The 26,857-nt window shown below is 70.5% G+C and carries 24 protein-coding genes; 7 read left to right on the top strand and 17 right to left on the bottom strand.

Going from position 1 to position 26,857, the window contains the following annotated elements; genetic code table 11:
• Window positions 1-20 precede the first annotated feature (20 nt).
• On the bottom strand, window positions 21-953 hold the full coding sequence (locus ACFQW8_RS08955) for an SGNH/GDSL hydrolase family protein (protein WP_380086664.1): 933 nt from the start codon (window positions 951-953) through the stop codon (window positions 21-23).
• Window positions 954-980: 27 nt separating this feature from the next.
• Window positions 981-1,367, bottom strand: coding sequence for a thioredoxin (gene trxA / locus ACFQW8_RS08950; RefSeq protein WP_380086662.1), 387 nt, complete (start codon window positions 1,365-1,367; stop codon window positions 981-983).
• 262 nt (window positions 1,368-1,629) lie between these two features.
• Here trxA and ACFQW8_RS08945 point away from each other — a divergent pair, with 262 nt between their 5' ends.
• Complete coding sequence (locus tag ACFQW8_RS08945) at window positions 1,630-2,997, top strand: aspartate aminotransferase family protein (RefSeq protein ID WP_380086661.1); 1,368 nt, start codon at window positions 1,630-1,632, stop codon at window positions 2,995-2,997.
• Window positions 2,998-3,025: 28 nt separating this feature from the next.
• Here the strand turns inward: ACFQW8_RS08945 and ACFQW8_RS08940 are convergent, their stop codons facing one another.
• Both ACFQW8_RS08940 and ACFQW8_RS08935 read right to left on the bottom strand, forming a co-directional pair.
• A complete protein-coding gene (locus ACFQW8_RS08940; RefSeq protein WP_380086660.1) occupies window positions 3,026-4,138 on the bottom strand; it encodes a GTP-binding protein in 1,113 nt (370 codons plus the stop codon).
• Window positions 4,139-4,181: 43 nt separating this feature from the next.
• Complete coding sequence (locus ACFQW8_RS08935; protein WP_380086658.1) at window positions 4,182-5,999, bottom strand: alpha-amylase family glycosyl hydrolase; 1,818 nt, start codon at window positions 5,997-5,999, stop codon at window positions 4,182-4,184.
• Between the two features lie 62 nt (window positions 6,000-6,061).
• Here ACFQW8_RS08935 and ACFQW8_RS08930 point away from each other — a divergent pair, with 62 nt between their 5' ends.
• Both ACFQW8_RS08930 and ACFQW8_RS08925 read left to right on the top strand, forming a co-directional pair.
• Complete coding sequence (locus ACFQW8_RS08930) at window positions 6,062-6,484, top strand: DUF5990 family protein (protein ID WP_380086657.1); 423 nt, start codon at window positions 6,062-6,064, stop codon at window positions 6,482-6,484.
• A 177-nt stretch (window positions 6,485-6,661) separates the two neighbouring features.
• The gene (locus ACFQW8_RS08925) at window positions 6,662-7,324 is read left to right on the top strand and encodes a helix-turn-helix transcriptional regulator (protein ID WP_380086656.1); all 663 of its coding nucleotides are present in this window, start codon (window positions 6,662-6,664) and stop codon (window positions 7,322-7,324) included.
• Window positions 7,325-7,540: 216 nt separating this feature from the next.
• On the opposite strand, the gene fumC is transcribed toward ACFQW8_RS08925, so the two are convergent.
• Complete coding sequence (gene fumC, locus ACFQW8_RS08920; protein ID WP_380086655.1) at window positions 7,541-8,944, bottom strand: class II fumarate hydratase; 1,404 nt, start codon at window positions 8,942-8,944, stop codon at window positions 7,541-7,543.
• Between the two features lie 46 nt (window positions 8,945-8,990).
• Between fumC and ACFQW8_RS08915 the strand changes: the two genes are divergently transcribed.
• Both ACFQW8_RS08915 and ACFQW8_RS08910 read left to right on the top strand, forming a co-directional pair.
• Window positions 8,991-9,791 (top strand): HAD-IIA family hydrolase, encoded by an 801-nt coding sequence (locus tag ACFQW8_RS08915; protein WP_380086654.1) that lies wholly within the window; start codon window positions 8,991-8,993, stop codon window positions 9,789-9,791.
• The gene (locus ACFQW8_RS08910; protein ID WP_380086653.1) at window positions 9,788-10,876 is read left to right on the top strand and encodes a GNAT family N-acetyltransferase; all 1,089 of its coding nucleotides are present in this window, start codon (window positions 9,788-9,790) and stop codon (window positions 10,874-10,876) included. Before ACFQW8_RS08915 ends, ACFQW8_RS08910 begins: the two co-directional genes overlap by 4 nt.
• Before the next feature lie 42 nt (window positions 10,877-10,918).
• Here ACFQW8_RS08910 and ACFQW8_RS08905 read toward each other — a convergent pair whose 3' ends face one another.
• Window positions 10,919-11,590 (bottom strand): sirohydrochlorin chelatase, encoded by a 672-nt coding sequence (locus ACFQW8_RS08905; protein WP_380086652.1) that lies wholly within the window; start codon window positions 11,588-11,590, stop codon window positions 10,919-10,921.
• Window positions 11,591-11,651: 61 nt separating this feature from the next.
• Entirely contained in the window at window positions 11,652-13,430 is a 1,779-nt protein-coding gene (locus ACFQW8_RS08900) for an ABC transporter ATP-binding protein (RefSeq protein WP_380086651.1), read from the bottom strand.
• Between the two features lie 101 nt (window positions 13,431-13,531).
• Here ACFQW8_RS08900 and kynA point away from each other — a divergent pair, with 101 nt between their 5' ends.
• A complete protein-coding gene (gene kynA / locus ACFQW8_RS08895; RefSeq protein WP_380086650.1) occupies window positions 13,532-14,401 on the top strand; it encodes a tryptophan 2,3-dioxygenase in 870 nt (289 codons plus the stop codon).
• A 109-nt stretch (window positions 14,402-14,510) separates the two neighbouring features.
• Window positions 14,511-15,221 carry a CHAP domain-containing protein gene (locus ACFQW8_RS08890; RefSeq protein ID WP_380086649.1) on the top strand — a complete coding sequence of 237 codons (711 nt, stop codon included), beginning with the start codon at window positions 14,511-14,513 and terminating at the stop codon, window positions 15,219-15,221.
• 32 nt (window positions 15,222-15,253) lie between these two features.
• Here the strand turns inward: ACFQW8_RS08890 and ACFQW8_RS08885 are convergent, their stop codons facing one another.
• From ACFQW8_RS08885 to ACFQW8_RS08840, 10 genes are all read right to left on the bottom strand, one after another.
• Entirely contained in the window at window positions 15,254-16,096 is an 843-nt protein-coding gene (locus ACFQW8_RS08885; RefSeq protein WP_380086648.1) for a hypothetical protein, read from the bottom strand.
• 191 nt (window positions 16,097-16,287) lie between these two features.
• On the bottom strand, window positions 16,288-19,527 hold the full coding sequence (locus ACFQW8_RS08880) for an AfsR/SARP family transcriptional regulator (protein ID WP_380086647.1): 3,240 nt from the start codon (window positions 19,525-19,527) through the stop codon (window positions 16,288-16,290).
• Window positions 19,528-19,610: 83 nt separating this feature from the next.
• Window positions 19,611-20,537 (bottom strand): hypothetical protein, encoded by a 927-nt coding sequence (locus ACFQW8_RS08875; protein WP_380086646.1) that lies wholly within the window; start codon window positions 20,535-20,537, stop codon window positions 19,611-19,613.
• Window positions 20,538-20,614: 77 nt separating this feature from the next.
• Window positions 20,615-21,019 carry a DUF6855 family protein gene (locus ACFQW8_RS08870; protein ID WP_380086645.1) on the bottom strand — a complete coding sequence of 135 codons (405 nt, stop codon included), beginning with the start codon at window positions 21,017-21,019 and terminating at the stop codon, window positions 20,615-20,617.
• Between the two features lie 12 nt (window positions 21,020-21,031).
• Window positions 21,032-21,430, bottom strand: coding sequence for an MmcQ/YjbR family DNA-binding protein (locus ACFQW8_RS08865; RefSeq protein WP_380086644.1), 399 nt, complete (start codon window positions 21,428-21,430; stop codon window positions 21,032-21,034).
• Window positions 21,430-22,125 carry a DUF2461 domain-containing protein gene (locus ACFQW8_RS08860; RefSeq protein WP_380086643.1) on the bottom strand — a complete coding sequence of 232 codons (696 nt, stop codon included), beginning with the start codon at window positions 22,123-22,125 and terminating at the stop codon, window positions 21,430-21,432. Before ACFQW8_RS08860 ends, ACFQW8_RS08865 begins: the two co-directional genes overlap by 1 nt.
• Window positions 22,094-23,572 (bottom strand): LLM class flavin-dependent oxidoreductase, encoded by a 1,479-nt coding sequence (locus ACFQW8_RS08855; RefSeq protein WP_380086642.1) that lies wholly within the window; start codon window positions 23,570-23,572, stop codon window positions 22,094-22,096. The genes ACFQW8_RS08860 and ACFQW8_RS08855 overlap by 32 nt, the downstream gene beginning before the upstream one ends.
• Window positions 23,573-23,627: 55 nt before the next feature.
• The gene (locus tag ACFQW8_RS08850) at window positions 23,628-24,512 is read right to left on the bottom strand and encodes a carbohydrate ABC transporter permease (RefSeq protein ID WP_380086641.1); all 885 of its coding nucleotides are present in this window, start codon (window positions 24,510-24,512) and stop codon (window positions 23,628-23,630) included.
• Window positions 24,509-25,447 (bottom strand): carbohydrate ABC transporter permease, encoded by a 939-nt coding sequence (locus tag ACFQW8_RS08845; protein ID WP_380086639.1) that lies wholly within the window; start codon window positions 25,445-25,447, stop codon window positions 24,509-24,511. Before ACFQW8_RS08845 ends, ACFQW8_RS08850 begins: the two co-directional genes overlap by 4 nt.
• Window positions 25,444-26,850 carry an ABC transporter substrate-binding protein gene (locus ACFQW8_RS08840; RefSeq protein ID WP_380086638.1) on the bottom strand — a complete coding sequence of 469 codons (1,407 nt, stop codon included), beginning with the start codon at window positions 26,848-26,850 and terminating at the stop codon, window positions 25,444-25,446. Before ACFQW8_RS08840 ends, ACFQW8_RS08845 begins: the two co-directional genes overlap by 4 nt.
• Between the last annotated feature and the right edge of the window lie 7 nt (window positions 26,851-26,857).

The following is a 26,857-nucleotide window of genomic DNA, read 5'->3' as shown; positions in this document are numbered from 1 at the left end:
CTCGTCGGTTCAGCGCTGACTCATTGCCGGAGCCGGGCCCGGAGCGCTCGATCGAGCTGCTGGAGCTCCTCGTGCCGCTCCTCGTGGGCCAGACGGGCGACGTGGTCGGGGTCGAGCCCATGCCGTCGGGCCCCCTCGAGACTCTGCGGGGAGAGCAGGTCGGGCAGCCGGAACGTCGGTGCGTCGCCGCGCCGAGCCGAGCCCTCGACGATGCGGATGTCCGACCCGGGCCCGAGCTCCCCCACCTCGCCGCCGAACGCCGTCGTGACGAGGCGTGCATAGGCGGCGTGCCCGAGGCTGTTGGGGTGGTAGGACCCCTCCAGCGGCCACGACGCGCCGTTGAGCCACTCCTGCGGGTCGCAGATCGCGTGCCCCTCGAAGTCGCCCCGCGGGTCGACGAGCCCCAGGCCCGCGCCCCTCGCCGCGGTCCCGATGACGTCGGCCAGCTCGTCGACGCCCTCCTCGATGCGCCGCATCTCGTGCGGACTGAAGAAGGTGAGCGCGTTGCAGTCCTCGCCGTTGAACAGCACGGGGTATGCCGTGACGGCGACCTGTGCGTCCGGCGCCCGTTCGCGGATGCTCGCCAGGAGGGCCGCGAGCCGCTCGGGGAACCGGGTGCGCAGGACGGTGAGCGCCTCGTCGAGGAGCGGGCCCGGGTCCGACATCCAGGAGGGCTTGGCGCACTCGATGAGGACCGGCACGAAGCCGACGTCGTTGCCACCGACGGTCAGGGTGACGTGGGTGGTCTCGGGTCCGAGCGCCGCGAGCTGGTCGCGTTCGACGTTGCCGATCGTCGTGCCGATGCACGCCTGGTAACTGAGGTCGAGCCCGAGGCTTCGGGCCACGAGGACCGGATAACCCTCGACGGCACGCCAGCACTCGCTGCGCTTGTCACCACCCCCGACGCCCGCGGCATACGAGTCGCCGAGGGCGACGTAGGGAGGCGAGGGCACCACGCCATCCAAGCAGGCGCCCCGGGATCAGGCCTCGGGAGTGGCCGCTCCGGCCTGCTGCTCCTGAGAGACCCGGGCGCGCACGTCCTCCATGTCGAGCTCCTTGATCTTCTCGATGATGCCCTCGAGCGCCGGGGCAGGGAGGGCGCCGGGCTGGGAGAACACGAGGATCGAGTCGCGGAAGGCCATGAGCGTCGGGATCGACGTGATCTGTGCGGCAGCGGCCAGCTGCTGCTCGGCCTCGGTGTCGATCTTGCCGAAGACGACGTCGGGGTGCTTCTCGGAGGCCGCCTCGAAGACCGGCCCGAACCGCTTGCACGGACCACACCACTCGGCCCAGAAGTCGACGAGGACGATGCCGTTGCTCGTGACGGTCTTCTCGAAGGTGTCGGCGGTCAGCTCGACGGTGGCCATGCAGGACTCCTCGGTGTCTGGGGCGGCCAGGGGTGCCTGACCAGAGGTGTCAACACCACGAGGGCCGCAGATCATCCGCGTCGGCAGGCCGGCGGGCACGGACGGCATACCGCGGAGATGGGAGAACCAGGCATATGCCAGGGCGCGCGTCGGTACAGGGGTTCACGACGCGCGCCCGGCACCACTCACATTAGCGACAAACCCGACTGGTTGAACAGTCTTCGACCACATCACACCGGACACAACTCGTGCGGACCCCCATATGCTGCCGAAGGTGACGACGACGAACCCGACGAACCCGAGAACATCCACCACGGACACCGATCGCGCCCATGTGTTCCATTCGTGGTCCGCGCAGGCGCAGATCTCGCCCCTCGAGGTCACCGAGGCTCTCGGGTCGCACTTCTGGACCGCCGACGGCACGAAGTACCTCGACTTCTCGAGCCAGCTCGTCAACGTCAACATCGGCTACCAGCACCCCAAGCTGGTCGCCGCGATCCAGGAGCAGGCCGGCCGGCTGCTCACGGTCTCTCCGGCCTTCGCCAACGACGTCCGCTCGGAGGCCGCCCGGCTCATCGCCGAGCTCGCGCCCGGTGACCTGGACTCAGTGTTCTTCACCAACGGTGGTGCCGAGGCCACCGAGAACGCGATGCGGATGGCGCGGCTGCACACCGGGCGGCACAAGGTCCTCACGACCTACCGCAGCTATCACGGCGCCACGGCCGGCGCGATCGCCGCGACGGGTGAGCCCCGCCGCTGGGCGTCGGAGCCCGCGGTGCCGGGCATCGTGCACTTCTGGGGCCCCTATCTCTATCGCTCGGCCTTCCATGCGACCACCGAGGCGGAGGAGTGCGAGCGTGCGCTGCAGCACCTGCGCGACACGGTCATGGTCGAGGGGGCATCGACGATCGCGGCGGTCATGCTCGAGCCCGTGGTCGGCACCAACGGGGTGCTCGTGCCGCCGGACCGCTACCTCGCCGGCGTCCGCGAGATCTGCGACGAGCACGGCATCGTCTTCATCGCCGACGAGGTCATGGCCGGTTTCGGACGCTGCGGCGAGTGGTTCGCCGTCGACCGCTGGGGCGTCACCCCCGACCTCATCTGCTTCGCGAAGGGCGTGAACTCCGGCTACGTGCCGCTGGGAGGCGTCGTCATCTCGGCAGCCATCGCAGCGACCTTCGCGGACCGCGCCTACCCCGGTGGGCTGACCTACTCCGGGCATCCGCTGGCGTGCGCCTCGGCGGTGGCCTCGATCGGTATCTTCAAGGAGGAGGGGATCCTCGAGCACGTGCGCGGCGTCGAGGAGACCGTCCTACGACCCGGCCTGGAGGCCATCGCGGACCGGCACCCGTCCGTGGGCGAGGTCCGTGGAGTCGGTTTCATGTATGCCGTCGAGCTCGTCCGCTCCCGGGAGACCCGTGAGCCGTTGGTCCCGTTCAACGCCTCCGGCGCCGCGGCTGCGCCGATGGGTGCCTTCGCCGCAGCGTGCAAGGAGAACGGGCTGTGGCCGTTCATCCACTTCAACCGCACCCATGTCGTGCCGCCCTGCACGACGACGGCCGCCGAGATGCGCGAGGGACTCGAGAAGCTGGACGCGGCGCTCGCCGTCGCCGACTCCTACTGCGTCTGAGAGCACCAGACCGCGTCGGGACCCGTGCTCAGGCCGCGGCGTCGATGGGGCCGAGCCAGGTCTCCAGTCCATCGCTCCGGAGCTCGAGGAACGCCGCGCTCGTGAGCTCATCATCAGTCAGCAGTGCGCTCTCGAACGCCCGCTGGATGACGTCCTTGCGCGCTGCGACGGCGCTCCCCGCGGTGAGCGAGCCCTCGTCGACGAGGCCGTGCACCACGATGCGGGTGATCGGCTGCTCGCCGCCCCACTCCCCGACCGTGCCGATGCTCAGGGCGTCACCGGCGCCGGACCAGCCGCAGACGGCCCCAGGCCGGCTGGGCAGGTGGAAGCAGCCACGGCTGCGGTGACCGCCCGTGGCGAGGGCGGCGATCTCGGCCTGCAGCCGGTCCGGGTGCAGGGGACGGTCCGAGACGAGGTCGAGGGTCCAGACTCCCGGCGTGCGGGGTTGCGGAACCGCGTCACGGCGCACCTCGTCGACCCAGGCCTCCGAGGCGGCGTGGTCGTGGATGCCGTGGAGCAGGTCGCGGGCGTGCAGCCCGGGCCAGTCGGTGAGGACCATCGCACCTGGGCGCGACAGGGCGTCGACGAGGCCGAGGTCGACGCCGTCGCTCTCACCGAAGACCGTGACGACGTCGGCGTACTCGATGAGGGAGGACGTCACCTCGGCGACGCCGCGGCGGTCCCCGACCGACGTCGCCAGTCCGCGCTCGGACAGGAGGTCATCACCCACCAGGTCCGCACGCACCGACTCGCCTTCGAGGCCCACGACCACCCCCGCGACGCGAAAACCCCGGGAGCGGCCGTGGTCAGGCTCGACCACACGGCATACCTGCGTCGGATCGGCCGCGAGCGGAAGGTGCGTCACGACGGCCTCCCAACGACCGAGGGCGGCGAGGCGCTCCAGGGTCGGGACGATGTCCTCGCGGACGGCACAGGCGACGCAGAGGTGCTCGACGTCGATGACCTCCCGCTCGAGGATGCCACTCAGGTCGGCGATGGTGCGGGTGAGCGTGCGCTGCTCGACGTGGATGTCGTGGCGAAGGAGGACCGACCCGGGGAGGTCGCACTGCAGACCGAGGGCAGCGGCCGACATGGGTGCCTCCGCCAGGCCGGCGACGAGGAAGACGGGAAGATGCGACATGCCATAGATGATAACCGTTCTCATCTAGGCCGGTCGACCTCGGTCAGCTCTCGCGGGTGAGGACGACGGCGCTGTAGGGGCCGAGGGTCAGGACGGCACTCTGCTCGCACCCGTCCATGGCCGGGCCGGAGGCTTCGACGTCGAAGGCGTCGACCCCACCGAACTCGGGCGCGTAGACCGGCGAGTCCGAGTTGAACCGCACCTTCCACAACCCCGGCGCGGGCAGGCCCACGGGCAGATCGCCGCGCACCTGCGTCGAGTAGTTGAGGACGACCACCGTGTCGTCGTGCACGCCGCCCTCGGCCCAACGGTGCAGTGCGATGAGCTTGGTGTCGTTGTCGACCCGCAGCGCGCTGATCCCTGCGCCACGCAGGCCTCGACTGACACCATCTGCGTTGCGGCGCAGTCGGATCAGGTCACGGTGCAGCGCCACGATGCCGGAGTTCGACTCGGACTTGCCCCAGTCGAGCTGGACCGAGTCGTCGAACCAGCGGTCCTCGAGGAACTCCTGCCCCTGGAAGAGCATCGGCAGTCCCGGGGCGCACATGACCGTGACGAACCCCAGCGCCGCCCGCTTCTTGGCCGCCCACGAGTCGGCGTCGCCCGGGGCCACGGCTTCGGGCAGGCGGGTCTTGCCGTTGGCGACCTCGTCGTGGGACTCGGTGTAGATGACGCGTGTCCCGGCCGGGCCCCGGTCCTCGCCCAGGACGGCACTTCCCACGGCCTCGACGTCCCGGTGCTCGTCGCTGAGCTGGGTGAGGGCCTTGCGGACGGGGTGGACGAAGCCGGCGTCCCACTGTGCGTGGAAGCCCAGGCCACCCTGCTCGGCCGTCGTCGTGACGACCGGGTCGTTCTGCAGGTCCTCGGCGATGAGGAGCTTCCACGGCTGGCTGGCCCGGATCTCGGACGTGAGCCAGGAGAGGTAGTCGGCGCCGTCCGGGATCGCGGCGCCCTCGTCCCACGTGCCGCCGGTGACCGAGCGGATGTAGTTCGTCGCGTCGAACCGCAGCCCGTCGCAACGGAACTCCTCGAGCCAGAGCATCGCGCTGTCGCGCAGGTAGGTCCGCACCTCGGGTCGCCCGTAGTCGGGACGCGTGGCGCCCCACGGCGTCGCGGCCCGCTCGTCGTTGTAGAAGTAGATGCCGCCGCCCTCGCCCTCGGACCAGCCGTCGAAGCGCCAGAGGTCGAGGTCCGACGGACCGATGTGGTTGTGCACGACGTCGACGATCACCGCGATCCCGTTCTCGTGGGCCGCCTTGATGAAGCGCTTGAACCCGTCGGGTCCGCCATAGGTCGACTCCACCGCGAACAGGTGGCTCGGGTTGTAGCCCCAGGAGATGTCGCCGGCGTACTCGAACGGCGGCATCACCTGGATCACCGAGACCCCGAGCTCGCGCAGGTGCCCCAGCCCGGCGATGGCCGACGCGAAGCTTCCCCGCGACCCGGAGTCACGACCGAAGGTGCCGACATGCATCTCGTAGATGACGACGTCGTCCCACGCCGGCATACGGAAGTCGTGGTCTCCCCAGTCGAACGAGTTCGGGTCGTAGACGACACAGTTGCCGACCGAGCTGGTCATCTGACGGGCGTAGGGGTCGGCCCGCCAGACCACCTCCGAGCCGGTGTCGACCTGGAGCTGGTACTCGTCGCCAGCACTCACGCCCGGGACGTGCACCGACCAGGTGCCTGCACCACCGTCGCCGTCACGCTCGAGCTGGGGGTTGTTGCCGCTGTCCCACCCGTTGAAGTCCCCGATGACCCAGACGTGCTTCGCGTTGGGTGCCCAGACCCGGAAGGTCACACCGTCGGCGACGGGCGTGGCCCCCATGCCGGTGTGAGGTGACGGTGCGGTGAAGTCCATGGCGGACAACCTAGTCCGACGAAGTCCCGCTCCCGGGCCACGGCGCTTGCGACGATGGGGGCATGGACGTGCACATCGTCGGGGTCTCCCCACCGGCCCCCGTCATCGAGGGTCGTGCGGTCCTGGTCGGTATGCAGCGTGGTCGCGATGTCGTCTCTCCTCGACCGGTCGACGGGCAGAGCATGACCTTCGATGCCGAGCTCGACGTCGTCATCACCGAGGCCGGCGTGGACTATCGCGGGCCCTGGGTGCAGGGCAGGCGCGGCGACCGCTTCCTCTATCTCTGCTGGGGGCACGACTCGGCGCACGGGTTCGACGGCTTCCGGCGCGCCAAGCTGATGCTCGGCGTGCTCGACCCCGCCGAGATGGCCGCAGCGCCCGAGGGCACCGTGCTGGAGGGTCGGCTGACCCTCGTCGACGCCCGCGGTGGGCCGGTGTGCGCAGCCGTCCGCCCTCCGGGAGTCCGGTGGCTCCTGCGGCGCTGACCGACCGACACTGACCGATCGGCGCTGACTGACCGGCGCTGACTGACCGCGCTGACCCGCCGCAGGACACGGCATCGGACAGGGACCGGACAGGTCCGGCTACCTTGGCATGGACCGCGACGGAGGGGGACGAGGTTGTCGACGGCGCATCAGCTGGCCCTGACACTCATGGGGAGGATGAACGATGTGGCGCGCCCGGGGAGTGCCGTGCCAGCTGGACTCAGCCCCTTCGGGGTCGGACAGGGCGAGGTGATGCGAGGCCTTGCGACCTTGGAGGCGCGCACCCGTCGGTCGGTCTGGAACATCACCCCGACGCTGACCTTCGACCCCGAGGACGTCGCCTACTCGCTGGGCGCACGCTCCGCTGCGCGTGGTGTCCAGCTGAGCATGGTCGTGCCGCCGCGGACGCTGCGGCTCCACCCGCTGCTCACGTCCTTCATGCCGCAGGTGCTCCTCGGCCCCGCCCTCTCCCGCACGATCGTCGTCGACGGGCGGATCGCGGTCATCGCGGGCCCTGACACGGTCGACGGCGCCACCACCGCCTGGCTCGCGAGCCACGGCGAGTTCCTCGAGAGTGCGCTCAGGTTGTGGCATGCCACCGTGGCCGAGTCCCGCCCGGCGTTGCCCGCCGGGACCGAGCCGCCGTTGGACCGACGTCAGCTCGAGGTGGCCCGAGGGGTGTGTCTCGGCAGGACCGACACGGCCATCGCGCGGCAGCTCGGCATCTCCCAGCGCACGGTGGCCCGGGACGTCGTCGCGATCCTCGAGGTGACGGCGGCGCGCTCGCGGGGCGAGGCCATCCTCAACATGCTCGGCCGCGGGCAGCACAGCCGCACCTGACGCCACGGTCGGGGAGGGGAGAACCTCCTCGGTCCCCGAGAGACTCCCCCCTCCGACCTCTGCTCGCGAGAACCGCGCAACAGGGCGCCCACGGACCCCCCTGCCGACCCGTGACGGTCCGACGATGACAAGGTGCGGTCCGATCGGACAAGCCCATGGCAACAACTCGCCGTGACCTTGACCCTGCCCGAGCCGTTGTGATAGCCGCCCCGTCCCTCAGGGGTGGGTCATGTCCTCCGGGACGACCCACTCGTCGAACTGCTCACCCGTGACCTCGCCCGAGGCCAGTGCGGCCTCACGCAGTGAGAGGCCTTGCCGATGTGCATGCTTGGCGATGGCCGCGGCCTTGTCGTAGCCGATGTGGCGGTTGAGTGCCGTCACGAGCATGAGGTTGCTCGCGAGGTTGGCACCGATGCGCTCTGCGTCGGGCTCGATCCCACGGGCGCAGTGGGCCGTGAACGACCGGCAGCCGTCGGCGAGGAGCCGGATCGACTCGAGCACCGCGTGCGCCATGACCGGCTTGTAGACGTTGAGCTGGAAGTTCCCCTGTGAACCGGCGAACGCCACCGTCGCGTCGTTGCCGAAGACGCGCGTCGCCACCATCGTGAGCGCCTCCGCCTGGGTGGGGTTCACCTTGCCCGGCATGATCGAGGACCCTGGCTCGTTCTCGGGAATCCGCAGCTCCCCCAACCCGTTCCGCGGGCCGGAGGCATACCACCGCACGTCGTTCGCGAGCTTCATGAGGACACCACCGAGTGTCCGCAGACCCGCGCTCACCCCGACCAGCGCGTCGTGCGCCGACAGGGCCGCGAAGAGGTCGGGCGCCTGACGGAACGGCTGCCCGGTCTCGGTGGCGATCTTCTCGGCTGCCAGGGCCCCGAAGCGCGGGTGGGCGTTGAGGCCGGTCCCGACCGCAGTGCCACCGATCGCCAGAGCGCGAGTGGACTCCACGGCATACGCCAAGGCCTTCATGGCGTCGTCGAGCTGCGCGACCCAGCCGCCGAAGACCTGCCCCAGGGTCACCGGGGTCGCGTCCTGGAGGTGGGTGCGGCCCACCATGACGACGCCTTCGTATGCCGTGGCCTTGTCCGCGAGGACACCGCGCAGCTCCGCGACCGCTGGCTCGAGACGTTCGACGACCTCGAGGACGACGGCGATGTGCATGGCCGTGGGGAAGGTGTCGTTGCTCGACTGCCCGCGGTTGACGTGGTCGTTGGGGTGGACGGGTGACTTCGAGCCGCGCTCCCCGCCGGCGAGCTCGATGGCGCGGTTCGACACGACCTCGTTGGCGTTCATGTTGGACTGCGTGCCGGAGCCGGTCTGGAAGACGACGAGCGGGAACTGCGCGTCGAGCGAACCGGAGATCACGTCGTCCGCAGCCCGCTCGATGAGCTCGGCCACGTCGGTGGGCAGCTCGCCCAGCTCGCCATTCGCCTGTGCCGCAGCCTTCTTGAGGATGCCGAGGGCACGGATCATCGGCCGTCCCCACACGAAGGCGTCGCGTCCGATGTCGAAGTTCTCGATGCTGCGCTGGGTCTGGGCGCCCCAGTAGGCATCGATGGGCACCTCGATCGAGCCCATCGTGTCGGATTCGGTCCGGTGTGTCGTTGCGTCCGCCATGTCTCCACCGTAGGCGTGACAATGGGCTCATGACAGAGGCGCCACGATGACCGAGCCGCACGACATCCAGACCTGGCTCACCGACATGGACGGTGTCCTCGTGCACGAGGAGCACGCGATCCCCGGGGCCTCCGACTTCATCGAGGCCCTCAAGGCGGCCCAGCGGCCGTTCCTCGTCCTCACGAACAACTCGATCTACACCGCTCGCGACCTGCGCGCCCGCCTCCTCGCCAGTGGGATCGACGTCCCCGAGGAGTCGATCTGGACCTCGGCGATGGCGACGGCACAGTTCCTCGCCGACCAGCGACCGGGAGGCACGGCCTACGTCGTCGGCGAGGCCGGCATGACCACGGCCCTGCACGACGTCGGCTACATCCTCACGAGCCGCAAGCCCGACTACGTCGTCCTCGGTGAGACACGGACCTACTCGTTCGAGCAGATCACCCAGGCCATCCGGCTCATCGAGAAGGGGGCTCGCTTCATCGCGACCAACCCCGACGTGAGCGGCCCGTCGCCCGAGGGCATCCTCCCCGCGACCGGGTCGGTGGCCGCGCTCATCTCGGCGGCGACGGGCCGGCAGCCCTACTACGTCGGCAAGCCCAACCCGCTCATGATGCGCAGTGCCCTCAACCGGCTCGACGCGCACTCCGAGTCGACTGTCATGGTCGGCGACCGCATGGACACCGACGTGGTCTCGGGTCTCGAGGCCGGGCTGCGCACCGTGCTCGTGCTCACCGGCTCCACCCGCCCCGCGGACGTCGAGCTGTTCCCCTACCGACCGACGGCCGTGGTGGACTCGATCGCCGACCTCGTCGAGGTCGTCCGGTCCGGAGGACCCATCGCATGACGTCTCCCACGCCAGACCCGTTGTCCGAGACGGAGATTCCGCCGGCACAGTCGGGACTGCCAGACCTGACGGGTATGCCGGCCGGCTGGGTTGCCCGCGTTCCCGCGCGTGACGACGTGACGGCCCTCGTGGCCCTGACCGAGGCGCACCAGCAGATGGCCAAGGGATCGGCGTCGGTCGACTCCGACGTCGTCGAGAGCAACGTCGCGGGCAAGGGGTCGTGGACCCGACACCAGTCGCTGGTCACGGATGCGGACGGCACCGTCCTCGGCTGGGCGACGATCCATGACCGGGCCGGAGGCCGCACCCTGGTCGAGGTGACGGTCGCCGTCGACGCCCTCGACGAGGGTGACGCCGACGCTCTCGCCGCGGCCCTGTTCGCGTGGGCCGAGGAGGCCGGGCGCGTCATCGCTGCCGGGCGCGAGCTCGACGGGACCCAGCTCGACTCCGGCGCGTACGCCGACGACGCACGGCAGCGCCGGTGGCTTGCCGCTGCCGGCTATCGCCAGACACGGACATGGTTGCAGATGTCACGGCCGGTGCTCGCGGCAGAGGCCGCGGACGGTGCGCTTCCGGGACCACGAGAAGGCGTGACGATCCGCCAGGTCGCCAAGCACGACACCGGCCTGCCGGTCGCGGCCGACCTCCAGACCGTGCACCGCATGCTCGAGGAGTCGTTCGCCGACCACTTCAACAGCTACCGCGAGTCCTTCCCGGAGTTCCTGTCGCGACTGCGCGAGGACCCGGGACACCGCTGGGACCACTGGTGGATCGCCGAGGTGGAGGTCGACGGAGAGATGGTGCCCGGTGGCGCCCTGGTCGCGACAGTCGTCCCGCCCGACGCCTCGGGAACCTTCGGGACCTATGTCGACTACATCGGCGTGCACCGCCTCGCCCGCGGTCGCGGTGTCGCGAAGGCGCTGCTGCACACCGTGATCCGCGATGCTGCCGAGCGCGGCAACAACCGCGTCGGGCTCGAGGTCGACGACGACTCCCCGACCGGCGCGGACGGCCTCTATCTCTCGCTCGGGTGGGTCACGGCATACAGGACCGAGTCCTGGCACCGCCACATCACGCACTCCTGAGGTGCTGTCCCGAACCCACCAAACTGGACGGTTGGGGGCAGGTCAGGCGAGGCGTTTGAGGATGACGGCGAGGACGGCGTCGTCGTCGCCGAGCGGCGCGGTCACGACATCGGCGCCGGCATCGGCGAGCCGGTCGTGGAAGAAGCCCTCGGCCAAGAGGTAGGCGGCCACGGCCACGGTGGGCGCGCCAGCGGTCCGAGCAGCAGCCACGGCGGCGGGCACCGACGGCTCGGTGCCCGCGGCATACGCCACCGTGACGGGCCCGTCCCACTCCTGGGCCAGCTGGTCGGCGGCACTTCCCACGTCCTCGGCCGCCACGGCGCGACTCGAGCCGGCCGCGGCCAGGACGACGTGTGCCCCCGGCGCCACGCCCTGGGCCTTCAGCCGCTCGACCATCAGGAACGCCAGCAGCGGGTCGGGGCCGAGCTGGGGCACGGCGACGGAGCCGGGGTGTGCCGCCACCGCGTCGGCGATGTCGACGTCGACGTGGAAGCCACGGCTGAGCAGGAGCGGCACGACCGCGACATGGGAGTGCCGGGTCATGACGTCGTCGAGGACCTCCCCGACGAGGGGGGTCTGCACGTCGACATAGGCGAGGGCCACCTCCGTGGCGGGCAGGGCCTCGGCCACGCGCGCCGCGAGCCGACGCACCGTCTCGGCTCCGCGCGCGTCGCGGGTGCCGTGGGCGACGAGGACGACTGCGGTGTGCTCCATGCCGTGCAGTCCAGCACATGCGCGGCACGCCAGGTGTGGGCGCGCCAGCCCCTGGGCTCGATCAGAGCTCGCCGGTCTGCACCTTCCACAGCGACGCATAGATGCCCTCGGCACCCAGCAGCTCGTCGTGGGTGCCGGCCTCGGCCACCCGACCGGCGTCGAGGACCCAGATGCGGTGCGCGTGCCGGACCGTGGAGAGCCGGTGGGCCACGACGATCGCGGTGCGGTCCAGGGTCGCGCGCCGCAGGGACGCCTGGATGGCGGCCTCGGTCTCGTTGTCGACCGCACTCGTGGCCTCGTCGAGCACGAGCACCGCCGGGTCGCGCAGGAGTGCCCGGGCCAGGGCCACCCGCTGTCGCTGGCCACCCGAGAGGTTGACGCCGCGCTCGCCCAGGTGCGAGTCGAACCCCTCGGGCAGGGCCTCGATGAAGTCCACGGCAGCAGCCGCCACCGCCGCCTCGCGGATCTCCTCGCGGCTTGCGTCGGGACGTCCGTAGGCGATGTTGTCGGCGACCGACCCCGAGAAGATGTAGACGTCCTGGGCGACGTAGCCCATCGAGCCGCGCAGCGAGTCCCAGTCGAGCTCGCGCACGTCCCGACCGTCGAGGATGACCGCTCCCTGACGCGGGTCGTCGAACCGCAGCACGAGGCGCAGCAGCGTGGACTTGCCCGACCCGGTCGCACCGACGATCGCGTGGGTCTCCCCGGCAGGGATGACCATGTCGATCCCGTGGAGGATCTCCGGGCCCTCCCCGTAGCCGGCTCGCACGCCCCTCAGCTCCACGGCGCCCCGGACCGGACGCTGGAGCACGCCCGCACCCGCCGGGACGGTGACCGGTTCGTCGAGCAGCCGCAGGATCCGCCCCGCCGAGGCCCGGCCTCGCTGGTAGAGGTCGAGCACCGTCGCCACCTCGGTGAGCGGCCAGAGCAGACGCTGGGTCATGAACACGAGCACGGAGTAGGCCCCGACCTGCAGGTCACCGCGCAGGGTGGCCCACCCGCCGAAGAGCAGCGTGCAGGTGAAGCCGGCGAGGATCGCCATCCGGACGAGGGGGACGAAGGCCGCGCTGGACCGGATCGCGTCGACGTTGGCCTGTCGGTATGCCGTGGAGAGCACCGCGATCCGGTCGCGTTCGCGTGCCTCGGCGGTGAACGCCTTGATGGTGGCGATGCCGGCGAGGTTGGCGCTCAGGGCGCCGGAGAGGTCGCCCACCGTCTCGCGCACCCGGGCGTAGAGCGGCTCCAGCCGGCGCTGGAAGAGCAGCGAGCCGGCGATGACGAGCGGGATCGGCAGGAACGCGAGGACGAACAGCTGCCCGCTGGCTGCCGCGAAGACGGCTCCGACGAGCACCACGTTGAGCGCGGTCTGGAGGATCGCCGGGGCGCCGACGTCGAGGAACCGCTCGAGCTGGTTGACGTCGTCGTTGAGGGTGGCCAGCGTCGTCCCGCTCGCCCGCCCCTCGTGCCACGACATGTCGAGGTGCTGCGCATGGTCGTAGGCCTCGACGCGCAGGTCGTGCTCGATCCCCTGGGCCAGGCCGCGCCAGAGCACGTCGGCGACGTACTGGGAGAGGGACTCGATGACCCAGACGACGACGTTGATCGCGGCCAGCCAGCCCAGCTGGGCGTAGCGCGACTCGACGCCGAGCAGGGTCCCGACGTAGGAGTCGGTCCCGCGGACGACGACGTCCACGGCGGCCCCGATGAGCAGCTCCGGCACGACGTCGGCGACCTTGTTGATCGTGGACATCGTCACGGCGGCCACAAGCCGGCCACGGTAGCGACGGTGCCGCTCCCACAGTGCACTGAGCGGGCGGTCCGGGCCGGCGAGAGCAGTCACCGCCAAACCATAGGTCGCGAGCAGGCGGCGCTCACACGCCCGGTCCCCTCGCTGCGGCCCGTGGCGTTCGGTCGCCCGGGCATGCGCCCTAGGGTTGGCCCATGAGCGAGACGTCGAAGGACAACACCCGGCCGATCGAGGCCGGCATCCACACCGACTTCGCGCGCGAGATGAACTACGGCTCCTACCTCGCGATCGACGAGCTGCTCAGCGCCCAGCACCCGGTGAGCGACCCGGAGCACCACGACGAGCTCCTCTTCATCATCCAGCACCAGACGACCGAGCTCTGGCTCAAGCTCGTCCTCCACGAGCTCCGTTCCGCCGCCGCGCTGCTCGCCCAGGACGAGATGCGCGTGGCCCTGAAGCGGATCGCCCGGGTCAAGCACATCCAGCGCACCCTCACCGACCAGTGGTCCGTCCTCGCGACGCTCACCCCCACCGAGTACAGCCAGTTCCGTGGCTACCTCGGGCACGCGTCGGGCTTCCAGTCCTGGCAGTACCGCGCGGTTGAGTTCATGCTCGGCAACAAGCACCGCGGGATGCTCAAGGTCCACGAGGCCGACCCCGCGGCATATGCGATCCTCGAGGAGCTCCTCGAGGCCCCGAGCATCTACGACGAGTTCCTGAGATACCTCGCTCGACGTGGGTATGCCGTGCCGCAGGAGATCCTCGACCGGGACGTGAGCATCGCTCACGTCCCGAACGACGGCCTCGTCCAGGTCCTCACCGGGATCTATGAGGACGCCGAGGACCACTGGGACATCTACGAGGCGTGCGAGGAGCTCGTCGACCTCGAGGACAACTTCCAGCTGTGGCGCTTCCGGCACCTCAAGACCGTGCAGCGGGTCATCGGGATGAAGACGGGGACCGGCGGCTCGAGCGGCGTCGGCTTCCTCCAGCGGGCGCTGGAGCTCACCTTCTTCCCCGAGCTCTTCTCGGTCCGCACGTCGATCGGCGCACCTCCTTCCTGAGGCCGGCTCAGGACCTTCGTGGTGGGGAGGCCGATTCGCAGCGGAATCGCAGCGGCACGCGTCACCGTGTGGGCACGGGCCACACCGGTCCACCGACCTGGAGGGACCCATGACACCACGCACCATCACCTCGTTCGCGATGCTGGCCACGGCCGCAGGCCTCGTCACGGCCGCCGTCCCGGCAGCGCAGGCCAGCGCCGCCGCGACCGTCTCCACCAACGCGACCGCCTCCGTCGCCACCACCGCCGCCCTGTCGACGCTGCGTCAGCAGACCGTCGACCGGGCCAACAGCCTGCTCACGGCCGACCTCAGGTACGAGGACGCCGCCGGAACGATCCGGCTGAGCACCCAGCCCGGCGCCACCCGCAACCTGCTGTCCTGGGACGGCAGCAACACCAACAGCAACGTCCTCAACGACTTCAACGGGCTGGACTGGTGCGGCTACCTCGTCGCCCGGACGTGGACCGGCGAGAACACGCCCTCCACCAGTGCCTTCCCGCGGATCCCGACGTACTACATGCGTTCGCAGGCGTGGCGCACCGAGGCCAAGACGCCCTACTACCGGTTCGCCCAGAGTCGCCTGCCCCAGCCCGGGGACGTCCTGGTGTGGCAGAACGGAGCAGGCGCACCGGGAGCGGACAACGGCACCTCGACGGGGCACGTCGGCGTGGTCACCGCCGTCAACGCGACGACCAACGTCGTGACCAGCGTCGAGGGCAACGTCGCAGGCGACGAGATCAACCGCCGGACCTACACCTGGGACGCCGACGGGCCCACCCTCCCGGACAAGCACTTCATGGGCCACACCTCTCGCGAGTGACACGGACGCCAGCGCCTGGCGAGGCTGCGGCGTCAGAGGGAGCGCTGGTACTGCTCCCACCAGACGAGTGGCCGGTCGGTGCCCGCGGTGCTGTCGCTGCAGGAGCCACCCTCGCCGCCGAAGCGGAACTGGTAGATCTGGCACAGGCTGCGGTGCGCGCCGTAGGCCACCCAGGGGTCGCCGACCGCGATGGCGTGGATGTGCTCGTTCCCGGACCAGTTGCGGAACCAGGCGGCGAAGCCGACCTCGCGCAGGGCAGCAACCCGGGCGCTCGTCTGGGCCGGTGCGTCGTTGACCCGGATGTCGATGACTCCGCCGCCGAGGTGCGTGCCCACCGACTCGCTGGCTCCACCCCGGCCCTGGCTGATGGTCATGTTGCTGCCGCTGAGCTGCTCGGCCTTGCGGAACATCGCCCGGGTGCGCTCGTTGATGTCCTGGTTGCGGAAGTCCGCCGGGGCGTCCGCCTGGACCTCGACGACCCACGACCCCTGGTCGACCTTGTTCGAGAGGGTGAAGCGGTTGGGCGCCAGCTCGTTCAGCTCGTACAGGCTCGGCAGACCGTTGGTCGACCACGCGTTCGGCGAGGCGTGGACCTGGTTCTCCCAGGTGCGCCAGGCGTCCATCGTGGCCCGGCCGAAGTGGCCATCGGTGTCGCTGGCGGCGAGGAACCCCTTGGCTCGCAGGGCCGCCTTGACGGTCTTGACCGAGGCTTCGGCACCGGAGGTGAGGCCGCGGTCGGGTTTGCTGGGGTCGAGCTGGGCGGCGAGCACGAGCCGCTCGTGGTTGACGACCGGCAGGACGGTCACCGCCGTGGGTGCGCCGGCAGCAGGGCCACTGGCCAGACCCACGCTGACGGCTGCCGCCAGGGTGGTCACGACGACCGCAACCCCTCGGTGTCGCAGCCTCGAACCCTGTGACGTCGAACCCCTTGACGTCGAACCCTGTGACCTCACGGTCTGCGGCTGATCCATGAGCTGCGTCCTCTTCCGGTTGCCTGACACCCCTGCGGGCCTGGTGCAGTGAGCAGACCAGCCAGCGCTGCGAACTCGCTGCGGATCGACTGTGGTCATGCCACCCCGTGGTCGCCGGGCGGCCGGAGCGAGCCCTGGGCGGCACAGAGATGGGCGATGATCGCATCGAGCTCGGTGGTGTCGGTGAGTCCGGCGCGCACGAGGGCGTCACGCTCGGCGACGAAGACGTCGATCGCCTGCGGCACCCTGCCCTGCAGGTGGAGGACGCGACCGAGGTCGCGCAGGCTGGCGGCACGGCTGAGGGGTCGGTCGAGCCGCTCGAACCCGGCGATGCTGTCGCGGAGCACGGACTCGCTCTCGGAGAGGCGCCCGAGCGCGGCCTGCACCCGGCCGAGGGTGCGCTGGGCACGGTGGAGCATGAAGTCGTCATGACGCACCGCCGCCTGCTCGACGGCCTGCTCGGCCGCCGGCAGCGCCTGGTGGGGCTCGCCCATCTGCACGAGGATGTCGGCCCGGGTGTCGAGCACGGCCGTCACCCCGTTGACGTCGCCGAGACGCACGAAGAGCTCGGTCGCCGAGTCGCAGAGCGGCAACCCGGGGGCGTACTCACGCAACCGCCGATGCACCCTCGCCAGGGCGAACTGCGCCGTCGCCGAGCCCGACCAGTCGTCGATGCCCTCGAACAACCGGGTGGCCTCGATCAGGCGCTCGCGCGCCGTGTCGAGCACGTCGTAGTCGTCGAGGAGACTGCCCCACGCGAGGGCGACGTAGGCGCGCACCACGGGGTCCACCTCGTCGTGACCGGCGCGCGTCGACCACTCCAACGCCTCCTCGGCTGCCACCCGCTCCCCGTTGGCGCGGTGGGCGCGTCCGAGGATGACGGCAGCGACGATCGCACCAGCGAGGTCCCCGTCGAGCAGCATCGTCCGCCGGGCCCGGGTCGCGAGGGTCGCGGCCAGGCGCGAGTGCGCGGTCTCGTGACGGAGGTGCGCCTCGACCAGGTCGAGATGCGCGATTCCCCGGCGGTCGTCCTGAAGGTCCGGGTCGAGCTGCGCCCGGACCGTCGCGGCGACGGCGAACCAGTGGTCGAGCTCCAGTCCGTTGAGCGCATGCTGCGCCAACAGGGCCAGAAGCCGCCACGCCGTCGCCGGGTCGGTCGCGGCAACCTCGCGCGCGCAGAGGACGAAGGTGTCCTGCTCGGTGCGGAAGAACTCGAGCGCCTCGTGCGGGTCGACGCCGCTCGCGCCACGGGGCAGCCTTCCGCCCTCGGGGCACGCCGGGAGCGGCAGGAACTGCACCGGATACCCCTGCGCGTGGGGAAGCGCCGTCGTGAGCAGGGTCTTCGCGACCTGCCCCAGAGCATCGGCGACGTCGGGCAGCTCCTCGGACTGGACGGCATACAGGCGGACGAGGTCGTGGAGGACGAACTGCGTGGAGAGTCCCTCACGGGACTCCGTCTCGAGCAGGTATGCCGCGTGCAGCTCGTCGAGGGCAGCGTCACCATCGGCGTCCGGTCCGACGAGCGAGGACAACAACCATCGGCTGGCGGCTCTGAAGGGGAGGGCGGCGAAGTTGGCGAGGAGGGCACGGGCGCCGTCGCTGAGTGGCGCCTCCGCGAGGCCGAGCCCGGCGTAGACAGCCCGGTCGGACGGCTCGCTGGCGGGATGTCCGCCGATCTCCTTCGCCAGGGACGAGGCCGCCCGGCGCAGGGAGAGGTCCGGCCGCGAGACCACCCGCTGGGCCGTGATCCGCAGCAGCAGGGGGAGCCCGAGGCACGCCCGCGCGAGCTCCCTCAGGCCGTCGGCCTCGCCGCCCACACGTCCGTCACCGACGAGTCCGCCGAGGAGGGTCTCGCTCTCACCTGCAGAGAGGGCGCTCACGAGGATGCGCACGGTGGGTTCGCACTCGGTCAGCGTCGCCCGGCTCGTGAGGATGGCCGCTGAGGGAGCCCGGGCGGGGAGGAGGTCGCTCACGTCGACGTCGGCCCCGATGTCGTCGAGGACGATGAGCAGGCGCTTCGTGTCGAGGATCGAGCGATACATCGCCACCCGCGCGTCATGGGTGGCGGGCAGGACGTCGGGCGGGACACCGAGGAGCTGGAGGAAGTGCGAGAGGACGCTCGTGACCCCGGCGCGGCCGGTCTCGCTGTCGAGGTGGAGGTAGAGCGTGCCGTCGGGGAAGTCGTCGCGGAGCCGGTGGGCCGCCTCGACCGCGAGCGCCGTCTTGCCCATGCCACCCAGTCCGGTGACGGCGATGACCGGTGCCGGTCCGACACTCGTCGTCGCCGTCGCGCCCGCGAGGATCCGTTCGAGCTCGGTGGTCCGCCCGACGAGGTTGGCCACACTGCGGGGCACGGTGCGCGGCGCGGGGACCTGTCGGAGCCGCGGGGGTTCCGTGGGGTCGGACGCCGGCTCGGCTACTCCTGCCGGTGACACCGGGGTCCTGCCGGGACCACCACTGCCTCCCGACTCGCCCGCGCTGCCGGCGGAGGGGTCCGAGCCGCCAGAGCCACCCGCTGCAGTCGGGGCACTCGGGGCGGCTGGGGCGACGGCGTCGTCGAAGCTGAGCACGTCGTGGTGGGCCGCCGCGAGGATCGGCCCCGGGCGCACCCCCAGCTCGTCGTCGAGGCGGCTGTGGATCTCACGGTAGATGTTGAGCGCGCTCGCCTGTCGCCCCACCCGCACGAGCACCCGCATGAGGAGGGCGTGCACGTGCTCGTCGAAGGGATGGCGCCCGCTGAGGTGCCCTAGCTCGCTGACGAGCCCGTCGAGGTGACCGGTGGCAAGGCCCACCTCCATGCGCTCCAGCGCGATCTCGAGGCTCTCCTCGTCGAGGCGTCTGCGACGGGCCTCGACGTCGGGGCTGTCGGGAACTCCCTCCAGGGCGGGGCCGACCCCGAGGGACTCGGCCTCGTGCAGGAGGGCGTGCTTCTCGGGGTCCGTGAGGTCGAGCGTCGCGGCCCGGCGGGTCAGGGCTGCCCGGTGGCTGAGGTCGGTCCAGACAGCCTCGTCGAGTCGGTAGCCCGCCTCGTGGGTGACCACGAGCAGGTCCGGCGCCACCTTGCGGCGAAGCCCCGAGACCACGGCCTGCACCCGGTTGCGGGGTGACGCGTGGGAGCGCCCGGCCCAGATCCACTCGGCGAGGGCATCCACGGTGACGACTCGGCGCTCGGCGACCACGAGGGCGGCGACGAGCAGGCGCTCCGAGGGCGTGAGCGGCAGGTTCTCGTCCTGGCGGGCGAGCCGCACCGGACCGAGGACGCACACCGACAGCCCCGCTTCGGGTGCCCCCGGGGCAGTCCGACTCGCTGTCCTGCCATGTGAACTGTTGGCCACGTGGCGAGGCTATCCACCATGGGCATGCCTGTCATCAGGAGGAGCCGGGGAGGACTCCCCCTGATGGGGGGTGCGGGGTGGTCTCAGTGGGTCATGCTGAAGGCAGCCACCACCCCGTTGTGGTCCGACCGCGTCCCGTCGACGACATAGTGGTTCGTCATCTCCATGAGGCGGCTGGACGGGACCCGCACCCATTCGTAGATGTAGTCGATGCGGCGGCTCCCGAGGGTCGGCAGGTTCGTCACGCCGAGCTGCGAGTAGCCCGAACGCAGGCCGGGGATCGCGCCGGTCGCCTGGCGCTCCTCGAGCACCGTGTAGGGGAACTGCGAGTACTGCACCCGCTTGTCGTCCTGGTAGTCGACGTTGAAGTCACCGCTGACGACGACCTGCCCGTTGTCGGAGCGGCCCACCGCGAGGTCGCGGATCATCCGGATGTGCTTCTCGGCGTCCCCGGTGCGGGGCAGGGCGTAGGGCGAGCCGTTGTCGTCGATGTGCGCGTTGAGGTGGCTGTTGATGTGGTTGACGTGGCGCCCGCTGGGCAGGTGCTCCCAGCTGATCCAGGTCAGGTAGCGCGGGGGCGGCGGCTCGGCGCTGCCACCGGTGTCACAGACGAAGGTCGATCCCCGGTCGCCGCTGCTCGTCGCGCGGAACATGGACTTGCGAGCGAGCAGGGGCTCGGCGCCGGGCCATGTCCCCGAGGGCATGTAGAGGTGCCAGCCGTTGCTGTCGGCCCAGTTCCGCAGCTCGTCGCGACGGAACTGCACCTCGTTGAGCCCGAGCAGGTGGCAGTGACCGGCGATGAGGTTGAGGTCGTGCAGGAAGTCGGCGTGCGAGATCGTGCTGAGGATGTTGAGGTGACCGACGCGGAAGGTCGAGGTCACCGCGGAGGCCGAGCCCGCCGCTGCCACCGTGGTGGCGGCTCCGGCACCGGCCGCGAGGCCGAGGCGGGCGAGGGTGCGACGACTGATGGCTGGGGCGGACCCCTGGGGCGCTCCCTGGGAGGTGGTCATGGGAGCAGGTTGCGCCAAGCCGCTGCGAAGTCACTGCGGATCCGCTGCGGAGGTCAGTGGAGTCAGTCGCCGGCGCCTCAGAGCGCGCGGGCGCGGTTGTTGCGGGGGTTGTGCTCGAGCTCGATGAGACCGAGCTCCTCGAGCAGCGGCGGGAGATACATGCCGAAGCGACCCCGATAGCCCTTGCGCAGGCCGTACCAACCACCCACCGGGTTGTCGGCCGCACGCCCCCACGACTCGATCGTGCCGTCCTTGGCGTCCTTCTTCTCGTCGGCCGCACCCAGGTCCATCCAGTCGCCGTGCTCCCGGAGCATCGCGTGGAGGTCCTCGATGGCGCTGAGGTGGTACTTCAGCGTCGTCGTCCCGACCTGGCAGACCAACGCGGGAGGGTCGCTTTCCTCGTCGCGATACATCGTGTAGGCCGACGTCCCGGGTGCCGTGGTCAGCTCCCACGGGGACTCCTTGGTTCCCTGTCCGCTCATCTCGTCAGTGTGTCAGTCGCCGAGGTGCTCGCGGACGAGCTTCTTCGGAGCCTTCGCCGCCCACGCCTCGGTGATGATCTCGGCGAGCTCGTCGCGGTCGATCTCGCCCAGCCTCGACAGTCGCACGAGCACCCCGTTGAACCCCCGGAAGTGGTCGATCGTGAAGAAGGGACCTCCGCCTTCGAGCAGCGCCAGGGTCGCGCCCTCGTCCGCGGTCATGACGACGAGCAGGTCGTCCCACATCTCGCCGGTCACCGGGTCGACAGCGGTCTTGTGTGGCATCCGGTAGAGAAGGAAGCCCTTGCCGCGCACCTTCCACGTCGGCCGGTCACCCCAGGAGATGCCGAGCTCGGTCTCCGGGAGCCCGGCCGCGATCTCGTCGACGTCGCTCGGGCGGGCCTTGCGGGCCATCAGCGCCTCCCGGGCTTCTCGCTGGCCCCGACGTACTGCTCGCACCACTCGATGAGCGGACGCAGCGCGACCCAGTCCGCACGCACCCGCTCGACGACCTCGTCGGACTCGAGCCAGTCCGGGGTGCCGTGGTCGCGTGCCGCTGTGAGGGTCCGGTGACGGAGCAGCTCGATCCGCGGATGATCTGCCGGTATGCCGCGTGGCCGCGTCGCGAGCACGTCACCTCCGATGTCGAAGCCGTTGTCCGACAACCCATCCACGAGCCTCACCAGCTGCCGGCCCGCCACGTCATCGGCGACGCTCGCACGGTAGCGAGCCACCTGGTCGGACTCGGAGGCATAGAAGCCGCCCCCGGTCCGGAGCCCGTCGGCCCCGACCTGGACGTACCAGCCCATCCGCGACGCCGTGGGCACGAAGAGTCCCTGGTGGTTCTTGTAGGGCGACTTGTCCTTGCTGAACCGCACGTCGCGGTGGGGGCGGAAGAGCTTCGGCTCCCCGAACTCCTCGGTGAGCACGTCGCCCAGGTGAGCCATCGGCTCCTGGACGCTCACGGCATACCGGAGCTTGTTGGCCGCCCACCACTCCCGCGAGTTGGACTGCTCGAGCTCGCGGTAGAACTCCACGGCGTCGAGCGGGATGCCGGGAACGTCGGCCCCGGCCGGCTCATCCGAAGCCGTGGATGGCGAGCGGGTCATGGAGCGCCTCCTCCTCATGGGTCAGGTGGGCCAGCAGCGACTCGGTGAGCCGGTCGAGGGCGTCGGACAGGGTGTCGAGGGCGCGCTGACCGTCGGAGCCGTAGCCGGCGTCTGCGACGAGGGCGACGAGAGCGCGGTCGAGTTCGTCGAGGAGAGCGGCGACGACCTCGTGCTCGTCGTGCAGGCGGGTGATGACGGGTTCGAGGGTCGGGTCGGCGCGCAGCAGGTGCGGGAACATCCCTCGGTCCTCGTTGGTGTGGTGGCCGGTGACGATGCGGCAGTAGGACTCGCAGTAGGCGCCGAGGGTCCAGTTGTTCTGGCGCATCGTCATCGTGTTGATGACCGAGCGCGCCTGACCCACGCTCGTGTGGCCCTCGCGCACCTGGCTGACGATGTCGCGCACCTGGGCCAGCTCCGAGCGCAGGTAGTCGTGGACCTCGACGAGGTGTGCCGGGACGGCGAGCTGGGCGGCGGTGAAGCCCGAGCTGCTCCGTGCCACCACCGTCTCGCGCACGTCCGGCGCCGACGCAGGATCTGTGACCGGCTCCTCTGACTCGGGCGTCGAGCCGCCCTCACGCTCCGCGGCGACGAGCTCGCGGGTGAGCGGCACGACCTCGGCGGCGAACCGGCGCACGAAGTCGGGATCGTCGGTCCCGACGATGAAGGTGCTCATCCCGATGCCCACGGCGAGGTCGGTGAGCTGCTCGGCCCAGTCCCTCGGGGTGCCGGCGAAGACGCCGGAGCCGGTGCCGAACCGGCCGAAGATGTTGTAGATCCGACGGATGTCCTGAGGGGCGCGACCGGCGCCCACCGCTGCCTCGTCGAGGCGGGCGTTGAGGTCGGGCAGGGCCGGCGGGTCGGCGTAGCCCATCGACGGGACCCAGCCGTCCGCGAGCTGACCGGTGAGGCGGATCATGCGCGGCTTGTAGGCGCCGAGCCAGATGGGGATGTCGTGGGCCGGCCTCGGCCCCGGCTTGAGACCGCGGTTCGAGTAGTGCTCGCCGTCGAGGCGCCCGGGCTCGCCCGCCCAGAACGCACGGAGGATCGTGATCGCCTCCACGAGGGCGTCGACCGACTCCTTGGGCGTCTTGCGCCCTCCCCCGGCGGCCTCGATCCCGTCCCAGAAGGCGCCTGCGCCGAGACCGAGCTCGACCCGCCCGCCGGTGAGGACGTCGAGGCTCGCCGCCGCCTTGGCCAGGACCACTGGCGGCCGCAGCGGGAGGTTGGCGACGTTGGTGGACAGCCGGATCTGGCTCGTCCGGGCGCCGATGGCCGAGAGCAGGGTCCACGTGTCGAGGTGGGCGGCCTGGTAGGGGTGGTCCTGGATGCTCACGTGCTCCAGGCCGACGACGTCCGCCAGCTGCGCGAGCTCGACGACGTCGTGGTGACGGTCCGCGTCGGGGCTCGGGAAGATCCCGAACTGGAGGTCGAGGCCGTAGTCGGGCATGGCCCCAGTATCACTGGCGGCACTCCCGCCTGCCGTGCCGTGCGAACGGGGCTGGTCAGCCCTTCTCGGCCCCGGCCGTCAGACCGCCCGCCAGCCACCGCTCTCCGATGAAGAAGAGCACGACGATCGGGAGCGTGAGGATGACCGACCCGGCCATGAGGACCGTCGTCGGCACCTCGATGCTTCCGGACAGCTGCGAGAGGCCCAGGGAGACCGTCCAGTTCTCCCGCCGCTCGACGAGGAAGAGCAGCGCGAACAGGAACTCGTTCCAGGCGATCATGAAGACGAAGAGGGCGTTGGAGACGATCGCCGGCACCGCCAGCGGCAGGCTGACGTAGCGCATCGTTGCGAACCTGCTGCAGCCATCCATGGCCGCCGCCTCCTCCAGGCTCACCGGGATCGTGTCGAAGTAGTTGCGCAGCATGTAGATCGACACCGCGACGACCTGGGCGACGTAGACGAAGAGCAGCCCGATGAGGGAGCCACGCAGCCCGATCCGCGTGTAGAAGACGAAGAGCGGCACCGCCAGCAGGATGCTGGGGAAGAAGTAGACGGCAAGGAAGAGAGCAGAGACCTTGTCGCGCCCCACGAACTTCAGCCGACTCACGGCATACGAGCCGGGAATCGCGATCAGCAGCGACACCACCACGGTCCCGAGCGCGACCAGCAGGCTGTTCCTGATGAAGCTCAGGAACCCCTGTCCACCGCTCTCGACCGAGCGGAGCACGTCGGTGTAGGTGGAGGGGTCGATCTCGCTCGGGGACACCCACAGCGAACCCGGGTCCTGGAGCAGGGCGTCGAGGGGGCGGAAGGACAGCAGGAGCATGTAGTAGAAGGGGAAGACCGCCAGGGCGAGCAGCGCGACGATGACGACCGGCTTGATGACGGCGAAGAAGCGCTCCTCGACGGTGTTGCGCGACCACCGCGTCGGCTGGCTCATGCGCCCTCCTCCCGTCGTCCGAAGAACTTGAGGTAGACGGTGACGAGGACCGCCAGGATCGCGGCGAGCACCAGGGCCTGCGCGGCGGCGGCGCCGATGTCGCTGCGGGACGTCAGGTAGTTGAAGACGCGGACACTCACGACCTCGGTGCCCGCCCCACCACCGGTCAGCAGGTAGATGTCGTCGAAGTTGTTGAACGTCCAGATGAAGCGGAGCACGGCGAGCACCGCGATCGTCGGCGCCAGCTGCGGCAGCACGATGTGCCGGAACCTCTGGGTCGGCGTCGCGCCGTCCAGCGTGGCGGCCTCCTCCAGGGTGCCGGGGATCGCCTCGATCCGGGCCGTGAGGAAGAGGAAGACGAACGGGAAGGAGCGCCAGGCCTCGAAGAGGATCACCGAGAACAGGGCCGTGGGGATCGGCAGGGGGATCCCGAAGAACGAGATGTTGTCGCGCTCGCTGAGGAAGGCGATCGGCTCGTCCCAGCCGAGCAGGCCCTGGCCCCACTCGTTGACGAGTCCGTACTGCGGGTTGAGCAGGGTGCTCCACACGAAGGCGGCAGCAACCACGGGCGCCACGTAGGGCAGCAGCATCGCGGCCCGGACCAGGCCCCTGCCGCGGAACGGCGTGCGCAGGGCCAGTGCTGCGATGACGCCGATGCCGATGGCCAGGGCAGTGCCGAGCACGGAGTACGTGACCGTGGTGAGCAGCGCCTTGAGGAAGCCCCCGGACGTGAGCACCGTGGCGAAGTTGTCGAACGTGTAGGTGCCCAGGAAGCCGGCCTCGCGGATGTCGAGCAGCCGCACGCGTTGGAAGGCCAGCGAGATCGTCCACAGGATGGGGATGACGATCATGACGAAGACGACGACGAAGGTCGGTGTGATCAGGGTCAGCCCCGTGCGCGCGTCCTGCCGCTGCCGGGTCGTGGTCCCTTTCACTGTGACTCCACGATCGCGCGAACCGTGTCAGCCGCAGACCGCGCGGCATCGGCGGGCTCACCACCGGTGCTCACCTCGTTGACCGCCTCGGCCACCGGCTGCTCGCCCTGCAGCGCCCCCAGCAGGGCACCCTGTCCCTGGGGGATGGCCCACCGCGAGAAGTCCGCCGGGCCCGCGGCGACCTGGTCGAGGACGTCCTTGGCGTAGAAGTCGGACAGCGGCGCCTTGGTGTCGACGCCGGCCGGGAGGGTGGCCCACTGGTCCGAGAACGTGGTGGGCTTGTCCGGGGTGCCGGTGCGCACGGGCACCTTGCCCTCGGGGGCGATGCCGATCCACGGTGGGTAGCCGTCGGACATCATGTACTCGACGAACTGCGTCGCGGCATCCGTGGAGGACTCCGCGGTGATGCCCCACGAGGTGATCTCACCGAAGACCGCCGGCTCGGAGGCCTCGGGTCCGGCGATGGCGGTCACGACGCCGCTGTTCTTGGCCAGGAACGCCGGGTCCTGTCGGCACTGTGGACAGCTGGGCTTGGCGTCGTCGCGAAGCCCGGCCATCTCGTCGAGGACGAAGGTCGACCAGATGAGCATGGCGGCCTGCCCGGCGAAGTAGGCCGCGCGCGAGGTGTCGACGTCCTGGGCGCCCGGGACGGAGTAGTTGTCGACCAGGTCTCCGAAGAAGCGGAAGGCGCCCTCGCACGCCTTGCTCTCGAGCGTGACCTCGCCGGCCTCGTCGACGAGCTCGCACCCGTTGCCGAGTGCGACGTGCTCGAAGGTCTGCACGGTGAAGGCGTCGCCCGGCGCGGTGCCACCGACGAAGCCGGCGACCTCATCGCTGTCGAGAGCCTTGGCTGCCGCCGTGATCGACTCGTAGGTCGTGGGCGGCTGCAGCCCCGCCTTGTCGAAGAGGTCCTTGCGATAGACCAGGATCTGGGCCCAGGACTCGCTGGGGACCACGAGCTGGTCCTCGCCATCCCTGGTCAGCTCCAGCGCTCGTGGCGTGAACGTCGACTCGTCGAGGGAGTCCATGACGCGGGCGACGGCGTCGGTGTCGAGGAGCTCGTTGGCGGACAGGGTTCGCACCTGCGGCAGCGAGATGCCACCGACGACGTCGGGCAGCGAGCCGGCCGCGGCGTTGGAGATGAGGAGCTGGTTGAACTGGTCCTCGGCGACCGGCACCAGCTCGACGGACACACCGCTTGCGGCGGTGAACCGGTCGACGATCTTCTGGGTCGCCGCGACCCGGTCGGGCAGGTCCTCCTGGATCCAGACCGTGATCTGGTCCGGGGGCTGGGCCTGCGGCTCGACCGCGCAGGCACCGAGGACGCCCACGGAGATCACGCCGGCCAGTCCCACGACGGCTGTGCGTCGTCGTCGGCCGGTGCGGCGTTGCACGTCGGGCATGGGTTCC

The organism is Knoellia altitudinis (assembly GCF_042666355.1).
GTDB lineage: Bacteria > Actinomycetota > Actinomycetes > Actinomycetales > Dermatophilaceae > Knoellia > Knoellia altitudinis.
The sequence above is the reverse complement of the archived record's forward strand: the minus strand, read 5'-3'. Positions and strand labels throughout refer to the sequence as shown.

Bases quoted from the DNA above. Each gene is read 5' to 3' on its own strand.
- trxA (WP_380086662.1), bottom strand. From the start codon at position 1,367: ATGGCCACCGTCGAGCTGACCGCCGACACCTTCGAGAAGACCGTCACG.
- ACFQW8_RS08945 (WP_380086661.1), top strand. From the start codon at position 1,630: ATGCTGCCGAAGGTGACGACGACGAACCCGACGAACCCGAGAACATCC.
- ACFQW8_RS08940 (WP_380086660.1), bottom strand. From the start codon at position 4,138: ATGTCGCATCTTCCCGTCTTCCTCGTCGCCGGCCTGGCGGAGGCACCC.
- ACFQW8_RS08935 (WP_380086658.1), bottom strand. From the start codon at position 5,999: ATGGACTTCACCGCACCGTCACCTCACACCGGCATGGGGGCCACGCCC.
- ACFQW8_RS08930 (WP_380086657.1), top strand. From the start codon at position 6,062: ATGGACGTGCACATCGTCGGGGTCTCCCCACCGGCCCCCGTCATCGAG.
- ACFQW8_RS08925 (WP_380086656.1), top strand. From the start codon at position 6,662: ATGAACGATGTGGCGCGCCCGGGGAGTGCCGTGCCAGCTGGACTCAGC.
- fumC (WP_380086655.1), bottom strand. From the start codon at position 8,944: ATGGCGGACGCAACGACACACCGGACCGAATCCGACACGATGGGCTCG.
- ACFQW8_RS08915 (WP_380086654.1), top strand. From the start codon at position 8,991: ATGACCGAGCCGCACGACATCCAGACCTGGCTCACCGACATGGACGGT.
- ACFQW8_RS08910 (WP_380086653.1), top strand. From the start codon at position 9,788: ATGACGTCTCCCACGCCAGACCCGTTGTCCGAGACGGAGATTCCGCCG.
- ACFQW8_RS08905 (WP_380086652.1), bottom strand. From the start codon at position 11,590: ATGGAGCACACCGCAGTCGTCCTCGTCGCCCACGGCACCCGCGACGCG.
- kynA (WP_380086650.1), top strand. From the start codon at position 13,532: ATGAGCGAGACGTCGAAGGACAACACCCGGCCGATCGAGGCCGGCATC.
- ACFQW8_RS08890 (WP_380086649.1), top strand. From the start codon at position 14,511: ATGACACCACGCACCATCACCTCGTTCGCGATGCTGGCCACGGCCGCA.
- ACFQW8_RS08875 (WP_380086646.1), bottom strand. From the start codon at position 20,537: ATGACCACCTCCCAGGGAGCGCCCCAGGGGTCCGCCCCAGCCATCAGT.
- ACFQW8_RS08870 (WP_380086645.1), bottom strand. From the start codon at position 21,019: ATGAGCGGACAGGGAACCAAGGAGTCCCCGTGGGAGCTGACCACGGCA.
- ACFQW8_RS08865 (WP_380086644.1), bottom strand. From the start codon at position 21,430: ATGGCCCGCAAGGCCCGCCCGAGCGACGTCGACGAGATCGCGGCCGGG.
- ACFQW8_RS08860 (WP_380086643.1), bottom strand. From the start codon at position 22,125: ATGACCCGCTCGCCATCCACGGCTTCGGATGAGCCGGCCGGGGCCGAC.
- ACFQW8_RS08855 (WP_380086642.1), bottom strand. From the start codon at position 23,572: ATGCCCGACTACGGCCTCGACCTCCAGTTCGGGATCTTCCCGAGCCCC.
- ACFQW8_RS08850 (WP_380086641.1), bottom strand. From the start codon at position 24,512: ATGAGCCAGCCGACGCGGTGGTCGCGCAACACCGTCGAGGAGCGCTTC.
- ACFQW8_RS08840 (WP_380086638.1), bottom strand. From the start codon at position 26,850: ATGCCCGACGTGCAACGCCGCACCGGCCGACGACGACGCACAGCCGTC.